The sequence below is a fragment of the Paracoccus seriniphilus genome (assembly GCF_028553745.1).
Lineage (GTDB): Bacteria > Pseudomonadota > Alphaproteobacteria > Rhodobacterales > Rhodobacteraceae > Paracoccus > Paracoccus seriniphilus.
The window spans coordinates 486,764-510,039 of the sequence record NZ_CP067130.1; the positions used below are offsets into that span (position 1 = coordinate 486,764).

Genomic DNA, 23,276 nt, shown 5'->3' on the forward strand with positions numbered 1-23,276 from the left:
ATATGTCTGCTGTGAAGAGTCCTGAGCCTCGATTCGACCTCACCCGCCTGCCCTCGCTGCAGACGCTGCACAGTTTCTATGTCGTGTCACAGACCAACAGCTTCACGCAGGCGGCCAGCGAATTGCACCTGAGCCAAAGCGCCATCAGCCGTCAGATCCGGCAACTTGAGGATCATCTCAGTTGCACGCTGTTCGAAAGACATACCCGCAAGGTCATCCTGTCCGAACAGGGCATGGCGCTTGTTCCCGTGGTCGAGGGGCTGCTCAGTTCCCTTCGATCGACCTTCGACGCCACCCGGCGCGGGGTTCAATCCATCACCGTCCGGATGCCGCCGACCTTCGCCCGGCGCTGGTTCCTTCCGCGCCTTGCGAATTTCAAGAAATCGCTGCCCGATCTTGACGTGGTCATCGACACGGCTTGGTTTGCGCGCCCGTCATTTTCGACCGGGGATATCGATGTGCTGATCACCTATGGCACGGAACCATGGCCGGGAATGGAGACCGTGCACCTGCTGACCGAGCGACTGACCCCCATGTGCGCGCCCAGCCATCTGCCCCTGCTGGGTGAGCCGCCGCTTCTGGAAAATCTGGTGAATTCCGTGTTGCTGCATTCCAACATCCGTCACAGCGACTGGACCCTGTGGTTGAACGCGGAAGGCGAATATGACCTGCGCCGTTTTTCCAATCAGGTCTTTGACACGCAGGATTTCGCCTTCACCGCCGCCGCAAATGGCTATGGCGTGACCATGGGCGACCTCAGTCTTGTCGCCGATGATCTGTCACGCGGCGTGCTGATGGCGCCGTTTTCGCGGGTGGTCGAAACCGGGCACGGCTATTTTGCGCTTTATCCTGCCCGGCGGTCCGTGCCGGAAAAGGTTCAGGCATTCGCGTCCTGGCTGCAATCCGAATCCGCTGCCGAAGATCAATCCCGGCATCCCGGAGCATAGCGTTTCATGAACCACCATGCCCAAACGGTCATGGCCCTGTCCCATGACGAAAAAGGGCGCCCGAAGGCGCCCCGTTCCAAGTCAGTATCAATCGTTCAGGCGAGCTGAAGATTGGAAGCCGACTCGCGGCCATCGCGGCCGGATTCGATATCGAAGGTGACGGCCTGGTTATCGCTCAGACCGGTCAGACCAGCGCGTTCGACGGCAGAAATATGGACGAACACGTCTTTTCCGCCCGAAGCGGGTGCGATGAAGCCGAAGCCTTTAGTAGAATTGAACCATTTCACGGTGCCATTGGCCATCGTGAGATCTCCTGTAATTTTCAACCTGTTCGCGGAAGTGCAACAGCGTGGCGCAGTCGGCCAGTATCGAGTTCGCTGAGGTCCGGAAGGGAAAGCAGGGATCGACTTAGGTAACGTAGCAAGGACCTTGTGTCACAGCGCTTTGCATATGACCAGAGGAAATCGAAACTGACGCTACGTCACCATACCTGCGCGATCCCGGCTGGCCATATTCGGCCAGGACCGGGGTCGCGCCCGGTTCAATCACATGACAAGCGGTTTTCCATTCTGCCGGTGCCGCGCGACAAGCTTGCGCGCCAGGCGGCCCGAGGGAAAATTGCGGGCGGATTCCGGAGCCTGCTCGCGGTCGCGCAGTTCGGGAAACAGCGACAGGATTTCGGCGCGCGCCGCCGGCCCGACGGATTTCATCGCCTGCGCTCCGGTATAAAGCGATTCCGTCTCTGCCCCGTTCGAGAACACCACTTCATGGCGGTCAAAGAGGAAATGGACATATTCGACCTCGGCCAGATCCTCTGCAACACCGACACCATCCAGCTTCAGCAACTGCCTGGCTGCGACAAGAACCTCGTCGGTGCCGAACATTCTTTGTGCGATCCTTGACCGCACCAGCACACGATGCTGGGGCGAGACCAGCAGATCGTTCGCGGGTGTGCCATTGCCCAGGGCACCCGCGTCGATCCGGATCGGGCGCAGGTTCGGGTTGTCCTGCAGGGTCGCGGCGTCCAGCATGACCGAGCCGATCCAGCGGATCGGTTGCGCACCACGGTCGCGGGTCATGACCAGATCACCGGGCTGCAATGTCTCGACCGCTTGCTGCGCATTGTCGGTCAGGATCATCGTGCCAGAGGCAAAGCAGACCACCGAGGCCTCCAGATCAATGCCGTCGATATAGGCTTCGCCGCCATTGCCGCCCGAACGGCCGGCAATGATGAAATCCCAGTTGCTCTGATCCGCCGTCGCCCATTCATCGTCGGGTATGCTGGCGCTGACAGCAAGATCGTCACCCCAGCTGACAGTCACATTGCCTGCGCTGTCAACGCCGATGGAAAATGTCTCGGGGCCCTGTGCCTCACCCTCGGTCCCCAGCGAGGTCGAGGCCAGAACCTCTCCATCCCACAGGATCTGCATCTCGTTGCCGGAGAGTCCGTCCCATGTATAGGGCAGGATGACAACCGACAGACCTTCGGTCGCACCACTTTCATAGTTCCCGGTGCTCGATACCGGCAGGGCCGACTGATCTGTCAGGTTGAATGACAGCCCGTCGGGCTGGCCATTGCCGAAAGCCCCGCTGGTTCCGTTGATGTCCAGTTCCATCGTGACATTGAAGGAGGTGACGCGTTCATCAGCAGCAAGATTCGCATTCAGGTCCAGCCGTGCGCGTTCACCGCCACCCGAGTAGAACACATATTCATTGTCGGCATCGGTGCCCGGCATATCCGTCGCTCCGACAGAAGTTCCGGACGTGTCGCTTGTTGCGCCAGACAGGCTGGTTTCGAAATCATTCGCATAGTCAAAAATACGTGGCGCCATGGGAGCCTTCCATACTGAAGAAGTTCAGGTGGGATTTCACCGATCGTCGTGACGCCGATGAAAGCGACCGAATGCCTTTGACAAATACGGCCGCAAGACACAACTCATGATTGTATTTATCCCAACTTTCCCGTGCCTGCTACCATTTTGGGCCGATCATCAATGTCTTGCCCCTCAGCGCGTCAGGATCTGGATTACAGCCGTGACCCCTGGTGCGTGGGATCAGCCCCAGTCGGGCGCGGAATCATCCTTGATGCAGGTCAACACCGAAACAACGCATTGGGGATAAGATGGCCGTCAGGCGACATTTGCAAAGGCGGACCATATCATGACCGGCACCGAGGACACGCAACACAGGACGACTGTCATCAACCTTCCCGAGGCCGTCGGGGTCTTCGACAGTTTCGAGGCGCTTCAGCAGGCCTTTTACGACCTGCGGATGGTCGGCTTCAGCCGCTATGACATCAGTCTTCTTGGGTCAGAGCAGGCACTGAAGGAAAAGCTGGGCGACAGGTTCTGGCAGGCCTCGGAACTGGAAGATGATCCTGAAGCCCCCCGCGCCGCCTTCGTTTCGGAAGAAGCCATCGGCGAGCTGGAGGGCAGCATCGCGGGCGGATTCTTCTTCGTGGGATCATATGTCGCCATGGCCGCGATGATGACCGCGGCAAGCACGGTTGCGGCCTCCATCGCGGCCATCGCCATCGGTGGCCTTCCGGCGCTGGTGATCGGAACGCTGCTGGCGCGTCGCGCTGGCCAGCACCACAAGGACTATTACGCCAACCAGATCGAACATGGCGGTATCCTTCTGTGGGTGCGGGTCAGCGACAAGGAAAAGGAAGACCTGGCCGTGAAGATCATGAAGGAGCACTCGGGCCGCGACGTGCATGTCCATTCCTGGAGCGAATGAGCCGCGCAAGACCTTCGGTGCTGGACGCAGGAAGGACCGAGACGCGGGACATTTCGCGCCTCTACTGCTGCTGCGTCAACCGCAGCATTGCCGAAATTCTGACGGCTGATGGAGAGAGCCATTCTTCAACCCGGACGCATTTGTCGGCATTCGGCTGATGCTTCATCAGTTCAGAAGCGGTATAGCATCATTGAAACATCGGCTCAGAAGGCCTGCAGGAAATGCTACTCCGTCTCAAATCGCTCTGGGCACATCACCGCATGGCGCTTCTGGCGTTTCTCGCCCTGTTCTGCGTCGCGGGATATTTCGGGTTCAATGCGATTGCCGCTGCGATCTACTGGAATGACCCTCGCCATCAGGATCAATCGCTCGCCCCATGGATGACGCCGCGCTATGTTGCGCAATCCTATGACATTCCGCCCGATGTCCTTGGTCCGGCGCTCTTCTTTGAGCCGGGCGATCCGCCACGCCGCCGCAGGCTTGAGGATATCGCCGCCGCACATGGTGTAACACTCGAGGAACTGCAGCAGCGTGTCACCCAGGCCACGGCAGCATATCGGGCCAGTCGCGATGACTGAGACAATCCTTGATCTTTTGGCGAACTATGGCGAGGTGATCCTCTTTACGGTCACCTTCCTCTCGTGCCTTTGCGTCCCGATTCCATCTTCGCTGATGATGCTGGCCGGCGGCAGCTTTGCCTCGACAGGCGATCTTGACACGACCATGACCGTGGCCGCCGCCTATCTGGGCGCGATAACGGGCGACAACCTGGGCTACCTTCTGGCCCGCGCTTTTGGCGACCGCATCTCGGGCTGGCTTGATGCTCATCCCAAGCGCGCGAAAATGCGTGACAGCGCCAAATCCTACATGGATCGAAAAGGTCCGATCAGCGTATTCCTCTCTTGCTGGCTCGTCGCGCCGCTCGGCCCTTATGTAAATCTGGTCAGCGGCATCACCCGCTACAACTGGCTCAAGTTCGCCCTGTGGGGTGCGATGGGAGAAGTCTTCTGGGTCGGCATCTACATCGGTCTGGGCTACAGCTTTTCGGATCAGATCACCACGCTCGGCACCATGCTTGGCAACGCCAGCGGCTTCATGGTGGCCTTGCTGGCCGTCGTCCTCCTGGGACGCTGGCTGTGGAAAGTCAGCAAGGCCGATGCCTCGAACTCACATGCTGACATGCCTTGACCGCGTCGCTGCCAAATCTGTCCGTGATTTGCCGCTGATGAACAGGCATGGAGCCGCATCATCTCCTTGCCTGGGCCTCACGCGGCGACCAGCGAGGAAGCCCTTGGCACCAATGCCTTGACCAGATCCCGCATATCCAGCTCGCCGACCGGGGCACCATGGTGCAGCACCCGATACAGCCTTGTCGTGTCGCCTTCGGACAGGGCAATGAGCTTTTCCAGAGTGTCCTCGGCATCCACATCGGCCTGAAAGTTTCCAGCCGCATTGATCGGTTTCATCACCGATCTCACCTTCAGAACCCGTGCGCGATTGATGTCGCTGACGAAATCCTCGACATAGGGGTCGGCGGGGTTCAGCAGGATTTCCTGCGGTTCGCCCTGCTGCACGACGGCACCGTCTTTCAGGATCACAAGGTGATCTGCCAGTTTCACGGCCTCATCAAGGTCATGGGTGATGAAGACGATGGTCTTGTGCAGTTCGTCCTGCAATTCCAGCAACAGATTCTGCATGTCGGTCCGGATCAGCGGATCCAGCGCCGAGAAGGCCTCGTCCATCAGCATGATATCGGAATTCGAGGTCAGGGCGCGCGCGATTCCCACCCGCTGCTGCATCCCGCCCGAAAGCTGCGCCGGATAGCGCGCCTCGTATCCTGCAAGGCCGACACGGGCCAGCCATTTGCGGGCAGCCTCTTCGGATTCGGCCTTGCCCACTCCCTGAACCTGCAGGGCCATTGCCGCATTCTGCAAGACCGTTCGATGCGGCAACAGGGCAAAGTTCTGGAACACCATCGACATGCAGTGCTGACGCAGCTGGCGCAACCCCGCCCGCGACAGCTTGGTCACATCCTGCCCGTCGATCAGTATCTCGCCCGCAGTGGGCTCGATCAACAGGTTCAGATGCCGGATGAGAGTCGACTTGCCCGAGCCGGACAAGCCCATGACCACAGTCGTCTCGCTCTTCTGCATGTCGATATTGATATTCTCCAGGCCCAGCACATGCTTGTAGCGTTTCAACAATTCCGCCTTGCCGACCCCATCGTGGACATGACGCATCATCTCGCGCGGATGCGCGCCAAAGATCTTGTAGAGCCCGCGCAGGCGGATTTTAGGAGGTATGTCGCTCATCCTGACCTCATTTTCCTTCATGGGTGACGTTGATACGCTGCAAGGCCGCCTTGGAACTGCGGTCCAGAACCACCGCCAGCAAGACGATGCCCAGACCGGCAACCATGCCCACCCCGATTTCCAGATTGCGAATGCCGCGCAGAACCAGCACCCCCAGCCCCGGAGCCGAGACCAGCGAGGCGATCACCACCATGGCCAGGCTCATCATGATCGTCTGGTTGATCCCTGCCATGATGTTGGGCAGCGCAAGGGGCAGTTCCACGCCCAGCAGCTTTTGCGTCCTGCTCATGCCAAAGGCATCCGCGGCCTCGATCACGTCCTTGTCCACAAGCCGGATGCCCAGATCGGTCAGACGGATCACCGGCACGATCGCGTAGAGGATGATGGCGATGCCGTAAAGTTTTGATTCCGTCACCGAAAACAGGAATATCAACGGGATCAGATAGACAAAGCTGGGCAGGGTCTGCAGCAGGTCCAGAATGGGAATGGCGACGCGCTGCATCAGATTTGACTTGGACATCAGAATGCCGATAGGCACCCCCAGCAGCACGCACAGCCCGGTGCAGACGAAGATGATCGACAGGGTCTGCAGCGCCAGGTCGAGGTGATCGATGACGCCCAGGAACAGGAAGGATGTGGCGACAGTCAGCGTGACGGCAATCGAACGCGTGACCAGCCAGGCCAGCGCGATCAGCAGCGGCACCAGCACCCACCATGGTGTGTTCGTGAACAGATTCAGCATGTTGTCCAGCGCCCAGCTGAGCGGCTGGGTCAGCGGATCAAGAACGGACTTGAGTTCATCCCGGACGGAAAGAAACAGGTTTTCGACCGCCGAGGTCATATCGCGGGTCTGGATGATCCGGGAACAGCTGTCGTGGAGCGCGTCCAGCGACGGAAAGGGAAACCCCTCGGTCGGCGCGCCCCCACCGTCGGTGCCAAGCTTGCCCAACAGCTGGTCCATCGACATCGGGCCGTCACCTGCGTTCTTGTCACACCACCCACGCAAGCCAAGCGAGTCAAAAATACCGTCATAGAAACCCATGCCGCTCTCCATCATTCTGAAAGCGCCCCGCCGGAATCCGCGACGGGGCAGGAGTGAACCGATTTTTCCTATTGCAGCAAGGCGCCCAGCTTCTTGCGGGCGTCATCGCTCAGCCAGGCTGACCAGGTCTCGGGGTAAGTGGTCAGGAAATGGACGGCGGCATCCTCATATGAAGCTTTATTGTCGTCCTGCCATGCCAGAATCGCGCCCATCTGCTCATTGGTAAAGGACATATGTCTGAGGAACTCGGCCACCTCGGGCTCGCGGTCCGGCAGGTCCGGTGCGACAGCCGTGACCACCTTGGCCACGGGAAAGGCGGACAGCTTGGGATCCGGGCAGTCGGGATCGGCATTGCAATGATGCGCCTCGGGATCAAAGGGCGCGGTTTCGACCTGCACCATCGGGTATTTTCCAAGGACCGAGGACGGGGCCCAGTAATAGCCGAACCATGGTTCCTTGGCGGCATAGGCCGCGGCGATGGCGGTGGCGAGGGTTTCCCCCGAACCATGCTGGAACCGTTCTATGCCATGACCGGCCATATCCACCGCACGGGCATTGTTCAGATCCACCACATCACAGGCCCAGCCCGCCGGACAATCGTGAAAGCGTCCGCCTACCAGTTCCGGATTGGCAAGAATGCCGTCCAGCGTCTTCAGCTCGGGATGGGCTTCGGCAAGATAGGCCGGAATCCACCAGGCCTCGATCCCGCCATCGGAAAGAACATGGCCCAGCTCGACCAGTTTTCCTTCGGCGCGCAGTTCCTCGTAGATCGGTGAGGAATTCGTCCAGAGTTCGGTCAGGATGTCCGGCTCACCGGTTTCCGCGATTGATGCCATGGCCGGCGTGGTCGAAGAAGGCACGGTCTTCACCGTGCAACCATAGCCATTTTCCAGCAGGAACTTCGCGACCGATGTCACCACAGCGGATGAGGCCCAGTCCATTTCGGTAATGGATACCTCGCCGCAATCCGCCATCGCCCCCGATGCCCCCAATCCGGTCATGATAGCTGCGGCAGATAGCATTCTTTTGAAGGTCATCTTGGTCTCCCTGTCAGGTTCTGTCATTTTCAGCGCCGGGATTCTTGCCCTTCATGCGCCAGAGTGGCCTTGAGAATTGCATCAATTCGGACAGGGAACTGCTCGATCTAGACATTCATTGAACTTTATTGGCCATTTTTTTCCAAAAAAATTCGGGGCAACCCGACACATGAAAACCCCCGCAGCAGAGTCACGCTGCGGGGGTATGGACCAGATTGTTTGCTGTTGCTGCGCCAGCTCATGAGCCGGAGGGCCATCTGGAGCAAGGTCGCCCCGGGCCGCGTCATCAAACCGCCTGCCCGCTTCTGACGCATCTCGCGACGGCAAAGCCTTGATGCCTTCATGTGCCTTCGCCGCCCCGCCAAAAGGAAATTCTGGCGGACGATCCCAGCTTACCTGCAGCCTATCCCGAAGCCTTTGGCAAGGATGCAACCGTGCCAGGGATCAATCCGATATCGCATGGTCAAGCTCATCTCTCTGCATCGGCGCAATCACCGCAGCAGATGAACAAAGGGGGATTTCGCGCCGTTCAGGACGAAATCCCCCTTTGTCGACGGCGGCTAGAACACCAGTTCATAGTTCCCGATGATCGCCATGCGCATGGCCTCGCGAAGTGCGCTCATATATTTGGGGATGTCCTTGCGGATGACATTGGTATGGCTTGGGGCGAAAATGCGGATGTCATAATCTGTCAGGAATTTGTCGATGGCCGCCTCTGTCTTGTCGGGGTCAGCCCATCGCAGCCATGAGAATACGACACGATTGGTTGTTGCCACCTCATGCATGAAGCGTTCGGCGGAATATCCGACCTCTTCCATTTCATCCATGAACCGGAAACATTGGTGGTGATTGTGGACGTTCAAGGCCCAATCGACGGGGCACATGAAGCCGGTCTTGTGTTCGTAAACCCATTGCGTCAGGGCATGATCGACGAACAAGGGTTTGATGATTTCCAGCGTATGCTCGCCAAGCTCGAACTTGTCGCCATAGTTCAGCTGCTTGGCATCGGCCAGGCCATGCACCTCGTAGTGATCATGGCCGCCGACCGTCAGAACCTGCAGCTCCGGATGCGCGCGCCGGATTGCCTCGATATTGCCGGCGTGGGGCAGTTCGGTATGGCTGATCCAGACGTAATCCAGCTTTCGCCCTGCAAGAATATCGTCGATGGCCTGAATCACGGTATCATGCTGGGCCGGTGACAATGTGTCGATCAGAAAGGTCTTCTCGTCCAGAAAGAGGAACGAGTTATAGATGATATCGTTCGCATCCGGGTCCAGCATCGGGTTCACCCGCGCGAATTCTGCCGCAAAGCCACCATTATGCTGCGCGGCATGTTCCCCGATGCAGTGACAGATCCAGTAGATCTTCGGTGTGATCTGGCGAACGCCGACGCGGCTTGTGCCATGGCCATAGATTTTCACATTCATTGGCGAATACCCAAAATTGCCTCGTTGAATCGCGTGACGCATTGCGGCACGTTTCCACGGATTGCGTTTCCATGCGTGGGGGCGACGACCTGAACGTCCCTTTTGGCAAAGACCCTTGCGATGTCCGAAACGACCTTGGCACCATCGACCAGGGGCAAAAAGCGGAAGGCATTCAGGTGATAGCGCTGCAGCCAGTCCGCAGGAACGCCGTCCTCAAGTTCGTCATCGAAACTGGTCGCGGCCGACTGCGGGAAGAAATATCCAAAGGCATCCGCCGTGAACAATGCGCCGGTCTGGGCATCGAACATCCAATGGGTGCCCGGCTGGTCCTTCAGGATACCGTCCGAGAAGGAAATCCGGCGTCCGGCATAGACACTCTCGGTTCCGGCCTGGCTATATTGCACCTGTTCCTCCTTGACCCACCAGGGCAGTTCGCAATGGGGCAGGATCGCGCTGGAAACCACCAGTTTCGCCTCGGGCCATTCCTGCAGGATCGCGCTGATATTTCCGGTGTGAGGCAATTCGGTATGTGTCAGGAACACGTAACCCACTGGCGCATCCCCCAGCAGTTCCTTCAGTTCGGCCATGATCTGGCCGCGATGAACATGTGACCCCGAATCGAAGACCAGAGGACAGCCGTCGTTCAGCAGGACATAGACCCGCACGGCCTCGTACCAGCCGTCCTCGCCCTGAACGCTTTCGCCAATCTGATATAAGTCACCAACAACCTGTCGCAGCACCGCAGCCTCCTTGTCCTGATCGTGTCCGATTGTGCATTGCGCGGAAAGCAGCAGGAGTCCCCTGTCATTTCTCGCGTCTGCCAAGCGTCACATATGTCGTTCAACGGTTTGATCTTCAGCCTGGGATGCCACGGGGTCCATTGCTTTTTGTGATTATATTGATATCAATTCTGATATGAGTTCAGCCCCTGGAAGACTGCCATCAATTCGGTCCCTGATCGCCTTCGACAACATCGCCAGATTGGGAAGCGTGACCCGGGCCGCGGATGCGATGAACACCTCGCAAGCCGCCGTCAGCCGCCATCTTCATCAGCTTGAAGAGGAACTGGGCGCGGCACTGACCGCGCGCAGCGGGCGCGGCATCATTCTGACCGCGACTGGCGAGGCCTATGCCCGCGAAGTCTCCGAGGCGCTGTCACGGCTGCGCCATGCCGGTGAACGCGTTCGCGCCAGCAAAACCGAACTGACGATCGCCTGCACGCATGAGGTTTCCCATCTTCTGCTCTTGCCGCGCTACGGCGCGATGAAGGCAGCGCTGGGGCGCGATACGCATATTCGCATCCTGACCTGCGAATATACCGCCATCCCGGCCATGATCGATGCGGGCGCAGATATCGTGTTCGAATACCGGAAATCCCGTCCAAGGCAGCCAGCAGCGGCGATCATCACCGAAGAGATCATGCCGGTTGCAGCCCCGTCCTTCCTTCATGCACAGCAACATGTCCTGCGCCAGTCGCCTGACCAATGGCGGGACATCCCCCGCCTGTCTCTTACCAAGGCGAATTCGGGGTGGGCTGCCTGGAACGATTGGTTTGCTGCCGAAGGCATTGCCATGCCCGACAGTCCGGAAGTGACCTTTGACAACTATATCTACGCGTTGGAGGCGGCGACACATGGCGAGGGGATCCTGCTGGCCTGGCGCGGTTTCGCCGACCGCTACATTGAGAGCGGGCTGCTGGTTCCCCTGCGCACTGAATGGCGCAAGAGCGACGCCAGACTCTATGCCGTCCTGACACCGAATGGCATTTCCAAACAGGCCGCCAAGAAGTGCATTCGTGTCTTCTCGGGCCGGCCCCATGAGCGACGGCTGAACAAGCCGGACCAGGGAAGCCCTGCCCCCGCCTGACGGCCGGGAAACACAGCCCCTTGCTTCCCTTGGGCGCGCTCGGTCGGACGCTGCAACCCCGAAGCCCCTGCTGCCGGTCCGGACACGACACGCCATGTCCAGGGTCATTGCCCAGTTTCATGTCGCGGCATCGCGCATCTTTGACAACCGGCGCATGACGACCTGAATTCAAGGCCCGAAGCCAGGCCTTATCGCGACAGCTTTCGTGGAAAATGTCCTGTTTTTGACATAATTCATTTCATGATTGACAATCGTCGAAATACTGGCAGTCTCTGGTTCAAGGCAGGCGGCCCCGATCGGGTCGCCTTGCGGGAGGAGACAGGTCATGAGGGACAACCGGCGCCAGATCGCTCGGCTGTTCCGGCGCGCATTACGCCATGGGTCGCTCTGCCTTTCGCATGGACAACGGAGCGACTGGAATGCAGCGATTCTTCAATGACGCCGACGACATCGTGGATGAAACGGTCGCCGGTTTCGCACGGGCCCACAGCGATCTGGTTCGGATCGATCCCGGCAATCCGCGCGTCATTGTCTCGAAAGCAGCAGGACAGGCGGGCCGGGTCGGCATCGTCACCGGGGGCGGCTCGGGCCATGAACCGGCCTTTATCGGCTATGCCGGTCGCAATCTGGTCGATGCGGTGGCCGTGGGAGAGTTGTTCTCATCCCCGACAGCGGCCAGCTTTGCCGATGCCATCCGGGCGGCCGATGGCGGCGCGGGCGTGGCGGTGCTTTATGGCAACTATGCCGGGGACAACATGAATGTCCTGCTGGCGCGGGGAACGGTGGAGGCCGAAGGCATCGAGGTCGCCACGGTGGTCGCCAATGACGATGTCTGCTCCGCCGGACCCGACGAACGCGCCAAGCGACGCGGCGTTGCTGGCGAGATCTTCATGTGGAAAATCGGCGGCGCGCGTGCGGCCAAAGGTGGAACGCTGGAGGAGGTCAGGGCCTCGGCCCAGAAGGCGATCGACGCCTGTCGCTCGGTCGGGGTCGGCCTTGGCCCCTGCACCCTGCCTGCCGTCGGTCACCCGAATTTCCTGATCGGGCCGGGCGACATGGAGATCGGCATCGGACATCACGGTGAACCGGGGACCCGCGTCGAGCCGCTGAAACCCGCCAATGCCGTGGCGCTGGACATGCTGGATATCGTACTGGGGGATCAAGACCTGCAACAGGGAAGCGAGGTCGCGGTTCTGGTGTCGGGACTGGGGGCCACACCGCTCAACGAACTGTATGTCCTTTATGCGAAGATCGAATCCACTCTTACGGAAAGGGGCATCAAGGTCCACAAGGCACTGGTCGGCAATTACTTCACCTCGCTGGAAATGGTCGGCGCGACGCTGACGATCATGGCGCTGGACGAAGAGCTGAAAGAGCTGCTGGATCTGGAAGCCCAGGCTCCGGGCCTGACCTGCGGACAGACCCCGAGCCCCGCCATGGAGGCCACGACCCGCTTTGTGCGCAAGCCCGCGAAACAGACTGCGACGACCAGCGTCACTGCCAAGACCGGCCCCATCCATGGGCCTTCGGTGCCCGTGGCCGGCAATGCTGTCATCGTGGAACAGCTGGCGCAGGCCATTGTCGCCAACAAGGCCTATCTGTCCGAAATCGACGGGCTGATCGGCGATGGCGATCACGGTGTCAACATGGCCAAGGGCTTTGGCCGCGCCGCGGAACGTCTGGCCGGGCAGGATCTGCCGCTGGATGAGGCGCTTTCGGTTCTGTCGAATGTCCTGATGACCGAGATCGGCGGCTCGATGGGTCCGCTCTACGGGTTCATGTTCCAGGGAATGGCCGAAGCCACCGCCGGCCGAAAGGCGATTGATGCCGAAGGTTTTTCGGAACTGCTGAATGCCGCCCTGGCAGGCGTGCGCCGCACAAGCTCGGCCCAGCCGGGTGACAAGACATTGATGGATACCTTGCTGCCGGCGGTCGAGGCATATGATTCCGCCAAGTCCATGGGGTTCCGCCCTGCCCTTGTCGCCATGCGACAGGCCGCGGAAACGGGCCGCGACAGCACGATGGATCTGGTCGCAAGGATCGGCCGCGCAAGCCGTCTGGGAGAACGCTCGCGCGGTGTGCTGGATGCGGGGGCGACCTCTTGCTGCCTGATCCTGACGACATTCGCTACAGCACTGGAAACCCAAATTGCCTGACAAGGTTCCCCCCATGCGTCCGCTTGCGGCCGCAGATCTGACCGATCTGTTCCGCCTGATGGCGGCACGCATTGACGCCGAACGTCTGGCGCTGGGGGCGCTGGATGGCGCCATCGGGGATGCCGATCATGGCAACTCGATGGCCGAGGGGTTCAGTGCCCTTGCACATGCCTGCGCCGAGGCCGAAAGCCGGGGCGTCGCGACGGGCGATCTGTTTGCAATTGCCGCACATGCCTTTCTGGGCGCGGTCGGCGCGACCACAGGGCCGCTTTACGCAAGTGCCTTTCTTCAGGCCGGGCAACGATTTGCCGGACAGGTGACCATCGATCCGGTGGATCTGACCGAGATCCTGGGTGATTTCTCGGAGGCAATCGCACAGCGCGGCAAGGCCAGCCCGGGCGACAAGACCATGCTGGATGTCTGGACCCCCGCGGCCCGTGCCGTCGCCGAGGCGCGCAGCAAGGGCTCGGGCGCGATTGCCCGTCTGGACGCTGCGGTTGCCGCCGCCATCGAAGGGCGCGAGGCCACGCGCGCCATGGTCGCCGCCGCTGGCCGCGCCGCAAGGCTTGGACCGCGCACATTGGGCCATGTCGATCCCGGCGCGGCCTCGGCCGCGATCATCATCGTTGCCCTGCGCGATGGCATGACCGCCTTTTTTGCAAGAGGGTCAAAATGACGCCCCGCCGCGAGACAGCCAAGGCCCAGGACGGCGTTCTGACCGAAATGCCGATGCGCTTCGGGGAAGACCCGCTGCTCTGGGCGGCATGGCTTTACTATGAAGACGGCATGACCCAGGGCGATATCGCCAAGAAGATGGGCCTGTCGCGCGCTTCGGTGAACGCCTATCTGGCCGACGCCCGCACCCGTGGCCTGGTGAATATCGAGATCGAGCCCGACAGGTTCCGCGCCGTCTCTATCGCGGTCGCGCTGAAAGAGCGTTTTGATCTGCAGGACTGTCTTGTCATTCCCAGCGAGGGCGGCGAGCGCAGCCTGACCGAACGACTGGGGGCAGCCGGGGCTCAGGCCCTGCGTCGCGTCATGCGGCCCGGCGACACGCTGGCGGTGACATGGGGGCGCACGGTGCTTGCGGTCGCGGATGCGCTGAGCCATCCGGGGCTGGACGATCTGCGCGTCGTTCAGGCGACCGGTTCCACCACCGCGCGGATTCCCTGGACGCCCGAAACCTGCGCCTCGCGCATTGCCCAGGCACTTCATGCAAGCTGGGTGCCCATTTCGGCCCCGGCCATCGTCTCGGATCCGGCGTTGCGCCGGGATCTGTTGAATCAGCCGCTGCTTGCGGAACAGGTCGCGGTTCTGGCCGAGGCCAACCGCATCCTGATGGGCGTGTCCTCGATGCGGCCCGAAAGCACCATCCACACCAGCGGCTTCCTGGACAGCGCCGACCACCATCGCGACTATCCCGATGCCGTGGCAAGCATCGTCGGGCGCCTTGTCTCGGCACGCGGCGCCGCCGTCACCGGGCCGGTGAACGACCGCACCATCGGCATCGACCTTGAAGCCCTGCGACGCATCCCCCAGCGCATCGCCGTCGCGGGGGGCATCGACAAGATCGCGGCCATTCTTGCCGTTCTGCGCGGGCGCTTTGCCAATGTTCTGGTCACCGACGCCGCCACGGCACGCGGCATCCTCAAGGCCGATGGCTGGCAGGAAAGCCCGCGCCGTCCGGCCCTGGCCAGCGCAACGCCGGGCAGCGCACAGATCCGCAGCCATGCCAAGAAACTGTTCAATGCGCCCCAGGATGCGGTCGACGAAAGCCTGGCCGGGGCGCTGACTGCGCATGGCGCGATCATTGGCCCGGTGCCGGAAACCTCACGCGCTGTCATGGCGCTGGACGGCCCGCGCGAGGGCAAGGTCGGCATCGTCATCGGCGGCGGTTCCGGGCATGAGCCGGGCTTCTGGGGCTATGTCGGCAAGGGCTGCGCGGATGCGGCAGTCATCGGCAATATCTTTGCCGCCCCGCCCCCCGGCCCGATCCTTGCCGCCAGCCGCGCCGTGAATCGCGGCGCGGGCCTGCTGTATATCTACGGCAATTTCTCGGGCGATGTGATGAATTTCGACATGGCGGCCGAGATGGCCGGCGCCGAGGGGGTCGAGGTGCGCTCGGTCGTCACCACGGATGACATCGCCTCGTCCCCGCCCGATGCACGCGGGTCGCGGCGCGGCGTTGCGGGCAATGTCTTTGTCTTCAAGATCGCCGGAGCCGCCGCCGATATGGGTGCCTCGCTGTCCGAATGCGAGGCGATTACCCGTCGCGCGGCGGCGCGCGTCTATACCATGGGGCTGGCGCTTGAACCCGCGCGCCTGCCCGATACCCGCCAGCCCAGTTTCGAACTGGGGCCGGAAGATATGGAACTGGGCGTGGGCGTGCATGGCGAGCCGGGCATGGTGCGTCACAAACTGGTGCCCGCCGATGACGCAGCAGACATGCTGTTGGATCGCATCCTGCAAGAGATGAATCCCGCGCGCGGCGACAAGGTGGCGGTGCTGGTCAATTCCCTGGGCGGAACACCGGCGATGGAGCTCTACATCCTGACCCGCCGTATTGGCCAGCGGCTGCGCGCCAAGGGCATCATCCTGCACCGCACCTTGGTCGGACCCTATTACACCTCGCTGGACATGGAGGGCGTGTCCCTGACGCTGCTGCATCTGGACGACGAACTGGTGACCTATCTGGATCATCCCTGCCAAAGCGCGGCGCTGACAATCACGGCCCGGCCATGACCCCGAACCGCGTGAAGGCAACACTCTTCCAGAAAGGCGAATGTGCCTCTTTGGGCATCGTCACAGGCCACCGAGCCGCCAGAAGGACCGCAAGAAAGGCGCGACATGCGTAACGGAACGGAAAGACAGGCAGTTTTCCTTGCCCTGATCAATGTCGTCGTGCTGGCAACCGGCGCGGTGCTGGCCGGTGCGAATTTTGTCGACAGCTATAACCTGCAGATCATGGCCGCGCAGGTGCCGGAACTGGGCCTTCTGGCCCTGGGCGTGGCGCTGGCGATGATATCGGGCAATGGCGGGATCGACCTGTCGGGGATCGCCCTGGCCAATCTGGCCAGTATCCTGGCCTATCTGGCGATCAGCCGAATGATCGACCCCGCCGCGGCACCGCTGGCATTCACCTGGGTCTTTGCCGTCACCGCCATCGCCGTGGGCGTGGCAGGCGGATTGCTGAACGGGCTGGTGATCGCCTATGCCGGGCTGACGCCGCTGATCGCCACTCTGGGCAGCCAGCTGGTATTCACCGGCATTGCGGTCTGGCTGACCGGCGGCTCGGCCGTTGGCCTGGGTTATATCCCGCCGCTGGACAATCTGGGCAACCTGCCGGTTCTGGGCGTGCCACTGTGCTTTGCGCTGTTCATTCTTGTCGCGGCACTGCTTGGCTTTGTGCTGCGCGTGACACCCTTCGGGATCAAGCTGACGCTGATGGGCTCGAATGACAAGGCGGCGCGCTATGGCGGCATTCCGACCCGGAAAATGATCGTGCTGACCTATACGATCGCCGGGGTTCTGGCCTCGATTGCCGGAGTCATCATCGCAGCGCGCAACTCTTCAGTGAAATGGGATTATGGCAGCTCTTACGTGCTGATCGCCATCCTGATCGCGGTTCTGGCTGGTGTGCGCCCCGAGGGCGGCCATGGGCGCGTGCTGTCCGTCGTGCTGGCGGCAACCGCCCTGCAAATGCTGTCCAGCCTGTTCAATTTCATGGGCATCTCGAATTTCTTTCGCGACCTCGCATGGGGCGTGTTGCTGCTGGCGCTGCTGGCATCGGCACGCATCCAGATCTCGCCCTGGTTGCGAATGCGACGGTAACGGCCGGTGCGGGCAGGCCCTGGGCAGGGGCAGCCGGCGCAAGACATCTCTGCCCGGATTTCTGGAGGAGGAAGACACATGAAGAAAATTACTCAACTGGCTGGAAGTGCAGCATTCTGTGCATCATTGGTCGCAGGTGCCGCCATGGCACAGGACGCGCAAAGCATCAGCACCGTGGTGAAGGTCACCGGCGAAAACTGGTTCATCCGCATGAATGAAGGCGTGGACCAGTTCAACGCCGACAATGAGGCCATCGAGGCCGCTCAGGTCGGGCCCGCCCAGGCCGACGCCGCCCAGCAGGCGCGCATCATCGAGGATCTGGTTGCCCGTGGCGTCTCGGCGATTGCCGTGGTGCCGATGGACCCCTCGGCGCTGGAAGGTGTGCTGCGGCGCGCCAAGCAACGCGGGATCAAGGTCATCGCCCATGAAGGCGACAGCATCGTCAATGCCGATGCCGATATCGAAGCCTTCGACAATGCCGCCTTCGGCACGAAGATCAACGAAGGGCTGGCCGATTGCATGGGCGGCGAAGGCAAATGGACCAGCTTCGTCGGATCTCTGGGCAGCCTGACCCATAACCAATGGGTCGAAGCGGGCGCGGAAAATGCCGGCAGCAAATATCCCGGCATGGAACTGGTCGCTGAAAAGAACGAATCCTTCAACGACGCCAACCGGGCCTATGAGCGCGCCAAGGAAATCCTGCGCGCCCATCCCGACATCAAGGGCTTTCAGGGCTCGTCGGCGATCGACGTGATCGGCATCGGCCGCGCAGTCGAGGAAGCCGGACTGGAAGACAAGACATGCGTCTTCGGACTGGGTCTGCCGAAGGACACCGGACCCTATCTGGAAACCGGCGCCGTGGACCGGATCTATTTCTGGGATCCCAAGGATGCGGGCTATGTCATGAATGTCGTGTCGAAGATGATCCTTGACGGCACCGAGATCACCAATGGCATGGATCTGGGCGTGCCCGGCTATAACGAAGTCACAGTCAGCGACGGGCCGGGCAAGGGCATTATCATTCAGGGTCAGGCCTGGGTGGATGTCGGCAAGGACGATTACGCCGAATATCCGTTCTGATCCGCGTCTTGACTGATGGAAGGCGCGGGCAGACCCCGCGCCTTTCAGGAACCACCCGGTTCAAGGAACCCTGCCATGACCACCCCATCGACTCCCCCCGCCCACGGGCAGGACACAGCGCCCTTTCTCGAGGTTCTGAACATCCGCAAGTCCTTTGGCGGGGTGCAGGCGCTCAGGGATGTCAGCCTGCAACTGCGGGCGGGCCAGATTTCCCATCTGATGGGCGAAAACGGCTGCGGCAAGTCAACGCTGATCAAGATCATTTCCGGGGCACAACCCGCGACCGAGGGCAAGATGCTGATCGACGGACAGCCTGTGGGCAGCCTTGCGGGTGATCTGGGGCCGATTGGCGCATTGAGGGCGGGGATCGAGACCGTCTATCAGGATCTGTCGCTGCTGCCCAATCTGACCGTTGCCGAAAATGTCGCGCTGACGGGCCAGCTTGTGGCGGCAAACGGTCGCCTTGCGCGGCCCCTGCGACTGGCCGCGCTGCATGCCAAGGCGGCGCAGGCGCTGGCCCATGTGCATCTGCCGACAGATCGCGGCTTTCTTGACCAGCGCACCGACACGCTTCCCCTTGCCAGCCGTCAGCTTGTGGCCATCGCCCGCGCCATCGCCGCCGAGGCGCGTCTGGTGATCATGGACGAGCCGACAACCTCGCTGACACGGCATGAGGTGGAAAACCTGCTGGGCGTGGTGCGCGGCCTGCTGGATCGCAATGTCAGCATCCTGTTCGTCACCCACAAGCTGGACGAGATCAAATCCCTGGGCGGGCGGGCGATCATCATGCGCGATGGCGCCATCGTGGCCGAGCGTGACGTGCGCAGCACCAGCAAATCCGAGATCGGCGAATTGATGACCGGGCGCAAGATATCGGAAGAACGCTATCGCAATCACCCCAGGATCGGTGATGTCCGGCTGGAGGTGTCCGACCTGTCGGCGGCGGCGTTCCATGATGTTTCGCTTCAGCTTCGCAAGGGCGAGATCCTTGGCATTACCGGCCTGCTGGACTCGGGGCGAAACGAACTGGCGCTGGCGCTGTCCGGCGTGCAGCCTGCCGCCTCGGGCCGCATCTCTCTGGACGGAGATCCCGTCGCCCTGCCGACGCCTGCCGCCGCCATCGCCGAGGGCATCGGCTATGTGCCCGAAGACCGTTTGACGGAAGGGCTGTTTCTGGAGAAATCCATTCAGGACAATGTCACCCTGCCGGTGCTGGACAGGCTGCGCAACGCATTGGGCATGATCAGCCGCGGCAGCGCAAAGCAGCTTGCCGAAGAGCAGATCGCCGATCTTCAGGTGGTTGCGCCCGATGTCTCGGTTCCGGTGCAATCACTGTCGGGGGGCAACCAGCAACGCGTTCTGATCGGGCGCTGGTTGACGATCAACCCCCGGCTTCTGATCCTGCATGGCCCGACCGTCGGGGTCGATGTCGGCTCGAAGGACACCATCTTTCGCATCATCCAGCGGCTGGCGGACAACGGCATGGCCGTCATCATCATCTCGGACGATCACCCGGAATTGCTGCAGAATTGCGACCGGATTCTGGTCATGCGGCAGGGCCGGGTCGTGGCTGAATGCAGCGCCGGGGAAGTCAGCGAAGACGATCTTTACCGCATCATGTCCAGCGATCAGGACGCCACCCTGCAGGAGAACGCGAAATGAGCGATGTCGCCACTTTGAACAAGCGCGGTCTGGCGGCGCGTTTCTGGGACTTGCTTGGCAAACGCCCCGAGCTGTTCACCCTGACGCTGGTTCTGCTGACCATCATGGTTGTCGCAATCGCCAATCCGGCCTTCCTGTCGATGAACAACCTGTTCGACATCCTGCGGGCCTCGGTCGTGCCGGGGATATTCGCCATGGGCGTGCTGGTGGTTCTGGCCGCAGGTGGCATTGATGTCAGCTTCACGGCCATTGCCGCCCTTGTCATGTATTCGCTGACCATGCTGGCCACGAACAGCTTTCCCGGCATGCCTCTTTGGGTGATGCTGCCCGCAGCTGCCATCGGTGGCGCGGTGCTGGGGCTGGGCAATGGCCTGCTGGTGCATGTCCTGCGCGCGCCCTCGCTGATCGTGACCATCGGCACGCAATATATCATCCGTAGCTTTCTGCTGACCTTCGTGGGCACGGCGCTGTTCATGAATATCCCTGCCGCCCTGGACGGGTTCGGCAGGGCATCGCTGATCACGCATCACGGCGCGACCGGCATGACCTCCAGCCTGCCTGCTACGGTTCTGGTCCTGCTGGCCGTGGCGCTTGCGACCTGGCTCATCCTGCAGCGGACCCTGATGGGGCGCGCCGTGTTTGCAGCAGGCGGCAATCCCGACATCGCGGCAAGGCTGGGCTTCAACCTGTTTCATGTCCGGCTGTTCGTCTTTGCCTGGGCCGGGATGCTGGCCGGGATCGCGGGCATCGTGCATGTCTCATCGAACCGGCTGGCAAACCCCTTCGACCTTGCGGGGATGGAGCTTGAAATCATCGCAGCCGTCGTATTGGGGGGCGCACGGATCACCGGTGGCTCGGGCACCGTGATCGGAACCCTGCTTGGCGTGCTGCTGATCACGCTGGTCAGCAATGTGCTGGTCTTCGTGGGTATTCCCAGCACCCTTCAGCGCACCATCATCGGAGCATTCATCCTGTTGGCGGGCACGGCCTTCGCCCTGCGCAACCGCAGCTGACACCATATCCCCGGAGGAACCCATGCAACACGACGTCTCTGTCATCGGCCTGTATATTCTTGATATCCTTGGGCATCCGGTCGATCATATTCCGCCCGGAGGCGAGGTGGATTTCATCGATCAGATCCGTCTGACCGTCGCGGGCACCGCAGGCGGCACCGTGGTCGACCTGGCGAAACTGGGCCTGCATTGCATGGCCGTCGGCGCGGTGGGGGACGACGAAAAGGCCGATTTCGTTCTGGATTCACTGAACCGCCATGGCGTCGATACCCAGCAGATGCAAAGACTGACGGGCGTGCCGACATCAGCGTCGATCCTGAACATCCGCCGCAATGGCGACCGCCCCGCCCTGCATCAGCGCGGCGCATCCGATCATTTCGATCTGGCCGACGACGCGCTGGAAGCGGTTCTGGCAGCGCCGATCATCCATCTTGGCGGCACCGGGTTGCTGGCGAAACTTGACGGAGCGCCAAGCGCGCGGCTGCTGGCCGAGGCCAAAAGACGCGGTCGGACCGTGACCTTCGATCTGTTGGGGGCCAATGACGGAACAATCGACCTGCTGACCGACCTTTTTCCTCATATCGATTATTTCATGCCCTCCATCGAGGAAGCGCGGTTGATCTCGGGCGCCAGCAGCATCGATGCCACAGCGGCCTTCTTTATCGACAAGGGCGTGCGCCAATGTGTTTTCACGCTTGGCGGCGAGGGTGCCTGCTTCATCGACCACAAGGGGGAAAAGCTGCTCCAACCCGCCTTTGACATTCAGGTCGTCGACACGACCGGTTGCGGCGACGCATTCGACGCGGGCTTCATCACGGCACTTCATCACAAGATGGACCTGACCACGGCGCTCGGTTTCGCGCAGGCCTCGGCGGCACTGGTGGCTACCGGCCTGGGATCGGATGCGGGCATCACCTCGTTCAAGGATACACTGGCCTTCATGAACACGACCAACCGGCTGCCGGCTGCTGGCTGAATGAATGCCGAAAGGCGGGCGCCGGAATTCGAACCATTGATCCTGAGCATGACTTCGCCGACATCCTCTTGAAACAGTCAAGGCATGGCATTGACTTCGATTGGGAGGATCGCTGGCCAGCATGGGCCCGCCGCAGGGGCTTTCCATCTGTTCAGGTGCCGAGACCGCCCGGTGCATGGAAACTCTGTTTGCGTGGCGCAGCCGGTCGCGGGATAAGGGCATGGTCAGGTGCCCCTTCGGGGGAGAATCGGGAAGCCGGTGAGAATCCGGCGCGGGCCCGCCGCTGTATCGGGGATCGTCTGGCAGATGCCACTGGGCCATGCCCGGGAAGGCGCCAGGACGAGATGATCCGAAGCCAGAAGACCGGCCTGATGTTCATCGCGCTTCGGGGTGGAACCCGCGGCGCATTGAAATATGCGAGGTTTCAGATGCCCCCAGAGATTTCTGCAGAACAGGTCGTTCCCCAGCCCGCCCGTTCCTTTGACGAACGGGAACGCCAGGCCCTTTACGATATCATCAACGCCCGCCGCGACGTTCGCAACGAGTTCCGGCCCGATCCGATCGATCCCGCCGCCCTTCGGCGCATTCTTGCGGCCGCGCATGCCGCGCCATCTGTCGGTTTCATGCAGCCATGGGATTTCCTGCTGATTCGCGACCCGAAACGGCGCGCCGATATCCATGCAGCCTTCCTTCGCGCCAATGCCGAAGCCGAAGACATGTTCGAAGGAGACCGCAAGGCGCTTTACCGGTCCCTGAAGCTCGAAGGAATCCTGACTTCGCCGTTGAACATCTGTGTGACCTGCGACCGGACCCGTGGCGGAAAGGTGGTTCTGGGGCGCACCCATAACAGCAACATGGATCTCTATTCGACGGTCTGCGCTGTCCAGAACCTCTGGCTGGCCGCCCGCGCGGAAGGAATCGGAATTGGCTGGGTTTCGATCTTTCGACCCCAGGACCTTCGCGACCTGCTTGGCATTCCCGACCATGTGGAAATCGTGGCCTATCTTTGCGCGGGCCATGTCGACGAACTCTACCCCAGGCCCGAGTTGGAAGCCCGGGGCTGGCGCCAGAGGCTGGATCTTGACAGCGTGATCCACGAGGATTGCTGGCCGGGGCAATAGGCCCGAACCGCCCCGTGATCCGCCCCCATGCGCGGGGGCGATGCCACTTGCAATCCGCGCGGTTTCT

General features: G+C 61.4%; 21 protein-coding genes and 1 riboswitch. Of the genes, 14 read left to right on the forward strand and 7 right to left on the reverse strand.

Annotated features, from left to right (window positions below; all coding sequences use genetic code 11):
* Positions 1-2: 2 nt before the first annotated feature.
* Entirely contained in the window at positions 3-947 is a 945-nt protein-coding gene (locus JHW44_RS15915) for a LysR substrate-binding domain-containing protein (RefSeq protein ID WP_089344337.1), read from the forward strand.
* Positions 948-1,042: 95 nt separating this feature from the next.
* Here the strand turns inward: JHW44_RS15915 and JHW44_RS15920 are convergent, their stop codons facing one another.
* Positions 1,043-1,249: a cold-shock protein gene (locus JHW44_RS15920; protein WP_089344338.1), complete on the reverse strand. Its 207-nt coding sequence runs from the start codon at positions 1,247-1,249 to the stop codon at positions 1,043-1,045.
* 243 nt (positions 1,250-1,492) lie between these two features.
* A complete protein-coding gene (locus tag JHW44_RS15925; protein ID WP_245847094.1) occupies positions 1,493-2,779 on the reverse strand; it encodes a Hint domain-containing protein in 1,287 nt (428 codons plus the stop codon).
* A 328-nt stretch (positions 2,780-3,107) separates the two neighbouring features.
* On the opposite strand from JHW44_RS15925, the gene JHW44_RS15930 reads away from it, so the two are divergent.
* From JHW44_RS15930 to JHW44_RS15940, 3 genes are all read left to right on the forward strand, one after another.
* Complete coding sequence (locus tag JHW44_RS15930) at positions 3,108-3,686, forward strand: hypothetical protein (RefSeq protein ID WP_089344339.1); 579 nt, start codon at positions 3,108-3,110, stop codon at positions 3,684-3,686.
* A gap of 221 nt (positions 3,687-3,907) precedes the next feature.
* Positions 3,908-4,264 (forward strand): hypothetical protein, encoded by a 357-nt coding sequence (locus JHW44_RS15935; RefSeq protein ID WP_089344340.1) that lies wholly within the window; start codon positions 3,908-3,910, stop codon positions 4,262-4,264.
* Entirely contained in the window at positions 4,257-4,874 is a 618-nt protein-coding gene (locus JHW44_RS15940) for a DedA family protein (RefSeq protein ID WP_089344341.1), read from the forward strand. The genes JHW44_RS15935 and JHW44_RS15940 overlap by 8 nt, the downstream gene beginning before the upstream one ends.
* A gap of 77 nt (positions 4,875-4,951) precedes the next feature.
* On the opposite strand, the gene JHW44_RS15945 is transcribed toward JHW44_RS15940, so the two are convergent.
* The 5 genes from JHW44_RS15945 to JHW44_RS15965 all read right to left on the reverse strand — a co-directional run bounded on the left by JHW44_RS15945 (position 4,952) and on the right by JHW44_RS15965 (position 10,244).
* Positions 4,952-5,998, reverse strand: coding sequence for a quaternary amine ABC transporter ATP-binding protein (locus JHW44_RS15945; protein ID WP_089344342.1), 1,047 nt, complete (start codon positions 5,996-5,998; stop codon positions 4,952-4,954).
* Positions 5,999-6,005: 7 nt separating this feature from the next.
* Positions 6,006-7,040, reverse strand: a complete 1,035-nt coding sequence (locus JHW44_RS15950; protein ID WP_089344343.1) for an ABC transporter permease — start codon at positions 7,038-7,040, stop codon at positions 6,006-6,008.
* Between the two features lie 68 nt (positions 7,041-7,108).
* Positions 7,109-8,077: an ABC transporter substrate-binding protein gene (locus tag JHW44_RS15955; protein ID WP_089344423.1), complete on the reverse strand. Its 969-nt coding sequence runs from the start codon at positions 8,075-8,077 to the stop codon at positions 7,109-7,111.
* Positions 8,078-8,637: 560 nt separating this feature from the next.
* Positions 8,638-9,504, reverse strand: a complete 867-nt coding sequence (locus JHW44_RS15960) for an MBL fold metallo-hydrolase (protein ID WP_089344344.1) — start codon at positions 9,502-9,504, stop codon at positions 8,638-8,640.
* Positions 9,501-10,244 carry an oxygen-binding di-iron domain-containing protein gene (locus JHW44_RS15965; protein ID WP_089344345.1) on the reverse strand — a complete coding sequence of 248 codons (744 nt, stop codon included), beginning with the start codon at positions 10,242-10,244 and terminating at the stop codon, positions 9,501-9,503. The genes JHW44_RS15960 and JHW44_RS15965 overlap by 4 nt, the downstream gene beginning before the upstream one ends.
* Before the next feature lie 175 nt (positions 10,245-10,419).
* Between JHW44_RS15965 and JHW44_RS15970 the strand changes: the two genes are divergently transcribed.
* From JHW44_RS15970 to bluB, 10 genes are all read left to right on the forward strand, one after another.
* Positions 10,420-11,370: a LysR family transcriptional regulator gene (locus JHW44_RS15970; protein WP_089344346.1), complete on the forward strand. Its 951-nt coding sequence runs from the start codon at positions 10,420-10,422 to the stop codon at positions 11,368-11,370.
* A 419-nt stretch (positions 11,371-11,789) separates the two neighbouring features.
* A complete protein-coding gene (dhaL, locus tag JHW44_RS15975) occupies positions 11,790-13,526 on the forward strand; it encodes a dihydroxyacetone kinase subunit DhaL (protein WP_089344347.1) in 1,737 nt (578 codons plus the stop codon).
* A gap of 13 nt (positions 13,527-13,539) precedes the next feature.
* Positions 13,540-14,202, forward strand: coding sequence for a dihydroxyacetone kinase subunit DhaL (dhaL, locus tag JHW44_RS15980; protein WP_089344348.1), 663 nt, complete (start codon positions 13,540-13,542; stop codon positions 14,200-14,202).
* The gene (locus JHW44_RS15985) at positions 14,199-16,268 is read left to right on the forward strand and encodes a bifunctional sugar-binding transcriptional regulator/dihydroxyacetone kinase subunit DhaK (RefSeq protein WP_089344349.1); all 2,070 of its coding nucleotides are present in this window, start codon (positions 14,199-14,201) and stop codon (positions 16,266-16,268) included. The genes dhaL (JHW44_RS15980) and JHW44_RS15985 overlap by 4 nt, the downstream gene beginning before the upstream one ends.
* 105 nt (positions 16,269-16,373) lie before the next feature.
* Entirely contained in the window at positions 16,374-17,357 is a 984-nt protein-coding gene (locus JHW44_RS15990; protein WP_089344350.1) for an ABC transporter permease, read from the forward strand.
* Positions 17,358-17,435: 78 nt separating this feature from the next.
* The gene (locus JHW44_RS15995; protein ID WP_089344351.1) at positions 17,436-18,437 is read left to right on the forward strand and encodes a substrate-binding domain-containing protein; all 1,002 of its coding nucleotides are present in this window, start codon (positions 17,436-17,438) and stop codon (positions 18,435-18,437) included.
* A 75-nt stretch (positions 18,438-18,512) separates the two neighbouring features.
* Positions 18,513-20,099: a sugar ABC transporter ATP-binding protein gene (locus tag JHW44_RS16000; RefSeq protein ID WP_089344352.1), complete on the forward strand. Its 1,587-nt coding sequence runs from the start codon at positions 18,513-18,515 to the stop codon at positions 20,097-20,099.
* The gene (locus JHW44_RS16005) at positions 20,096-21,112 is read left to right on the forward strand and encodes an ABC transporter permease (protein WP_089344353.1); all 1,017 of its coding nucleotides are present in this window, start codon (positions 20,096-20,098) and stop codon (positions 21,110-21,112) included. The genes JHW44_RS16000 and JHW44_RS16005 overlap by 4 nt, the downstream gene beginning before the upstream one ends.
* A 22-nt stretch (positions 21,113-21,134) precedes the next feature.
* Positions 21,135-22,088 carry a carbohydrate kinase family protein gene (locus JHW44_RS16010; RefSeq protein ID WP_089344354.1) on the forward strand — a complete coding sequence of 318 codons (954 nt, stop codon included), beginning with the start codon at positions 21,135-21,137 and terminating at the stop codon, positions 22,086-22,088.
* A gap of 209 nt (positions 22,089-22,297) precedes the next feature.
* Positions 22,298-22,474, forward strand: a riboswitch (cobalamin riboswitch).
* 42 nt (positions 22,475-22,516) lie between these two features.
* Positions 22,517-23,209 (forward strand): 5,6-dimethylbenzimidazole synthase, encoded by a 693-nt coding sequence (gene bluB, locus JHW44_RS16015; RefSeq protein ID WP_089344424.1) that lies wholly within the window; start codon positions 22,517-22,519, stop codon positions 23,207-23,209.
* Positions 23,210-23,276: the final 67 nt, after the last annotated feature.

Excerpts from the sequence above, each read along its gene's own strand:
- JHW44_RS15915 (WP_089344337.1), top strand. The coding sequence starts at position 3 with ATGTCTGCTGTGAAGAGTCCTGAGCCTCGATTCGACCTCACCCGCCTG.
- JHW44_RS15920 (WP_089344338.1), bottom strand. The coding sequence starts at position 1,249 with ATGGCCAATGGCACCGTGAAATGGTTCAATTCTACTAAAGGCTTCGGC.
- JHW44_RS15925 (WP_245847094.1), bottom strand. The coding sequence starts at position 2,779 with ATGGCGCCACGTATTTTTGACTATGCGAATGATTTCGAAACCAGCCTG.
- JHW44_RS15930 (WP_089344339.1), top strand. The coding sequence starts at position 3,108 with ATGACCGGCACCGAGGACACGCAACACAGGACGACTGTCATCAACCTT.
- JHW44_RS15935 (WP_089344340.1), top strand. The coding sequence starts at position 3,908 with ATGCTACTCCGTCTCAAATCGCTCTGGGCACATCACCGCATGGCGCTT.
- JHW44_RS15940 (WP_089344341.1), top strand. The coding sequence starts at position 4,257 with ATGACTGAGACAATCCTTGATCTTTTGGCGAACTATGGCGAGGTGATC.
- JHW44_RS15945 (WP_089344342.1), bottom strand. The coding sequence starts at position 5,998 with ATGAGCGACATACCTCCTAAAATCCGCCTGCGCGGGCTCTACAAGATC.
- JHW44_RS15950 (WP_089344343.1), bottom strand. The coding sequence starts at position 7,040 with ATGGGTTTCTATGACGGTATTTTTGACTCGCTTGGCTTGCGTGGGTGG.
- JHW44_RS15955 (WP_089344423.1), bottom strand. The coding sequence starts at position 8,077 with ATGACCTTCAAAAGAATGCTATCTGCCGCAGCTATCATGACCGGATTG.
- JHW44_RS15960 (WP_089344344.1), bottom strand. The coding sequence starts at position 9,504 with ATGAATGTGAAAATCTATGGCCATGGCACAAGCCGCGTCGGCGTTCGC.
- JHW44_RS15970 (WP_089344346.1), top strand. The coding sequence starts at position 10,420 with ATGAGTTCAGCCCCTGGAAGACTGCCATCAATTCGGTCCCTGATCGCC.
- dhaL (WP_089344347.1), top strand. The coding sequence starts at position 11,790 with ATGCAGCGATTCTTCAATGACGCCGACGACATCGTGGATGAAACGGTC.
- dhaL (WP_089344348.1), top strand. The coding sequence starts at position 13,540 with ATGCGTCCGCTTGCGGCCGCAGATCTGACCGATCTGTTCCGCCTGATG.
- JHW44_RS15985 (WP_089344349.1), top strand. The coding sequence starts at position 14,199 with ATGACGCCCCGCCGCGAGACAGCCAAGGCCCAGGACGGCGTTCTGACC.
- JHW44_RS15990 (WP_089344350.1), top strand. The coding sequence starts at position 16,374 with ATGCGTAACGGAACGGAAAGACAGGCAGTTTTCCTTGCCCTGATCAAT.
- JHW44_RS15995 (WP_089344351.1), top strand. The coding sequence starts at position 17,436 with ATGAAGAAAATTACTCAACTGGCTGGAAGTGCAGCATTCTGTGCATCA.
- JHW44_RS16000 (WP_089344352.1), top strand. The coding sequence starts at position 18,513 with ATGACCACCCCATCGACTCCCCCCGCCCACGGGCAGGACACAGCGCCC.
- JHW44_RS16005 (WP_089344353.1), top strand. The coding sequence starts at position 20,096 with ATGAGCGATGTCGCCACTTTGAACAAGCGCGGTCTGGCGGCGCGTTTC.
- JHW44_RS16010 (WP_089344354.1), top strand. The coding sequence starts at position 21,135 with ATGCAACACGACGTCTCTGTCATCGGCCTGTATATTCTTGATATCCTT.
- bluB (WP_089344424.1), top strand. The coding sequence starts at position 22,517 with ATGCCCCCAGAGATTTCTGCAGAACAGGTCGTTCCCCAGCCCGCCCGT.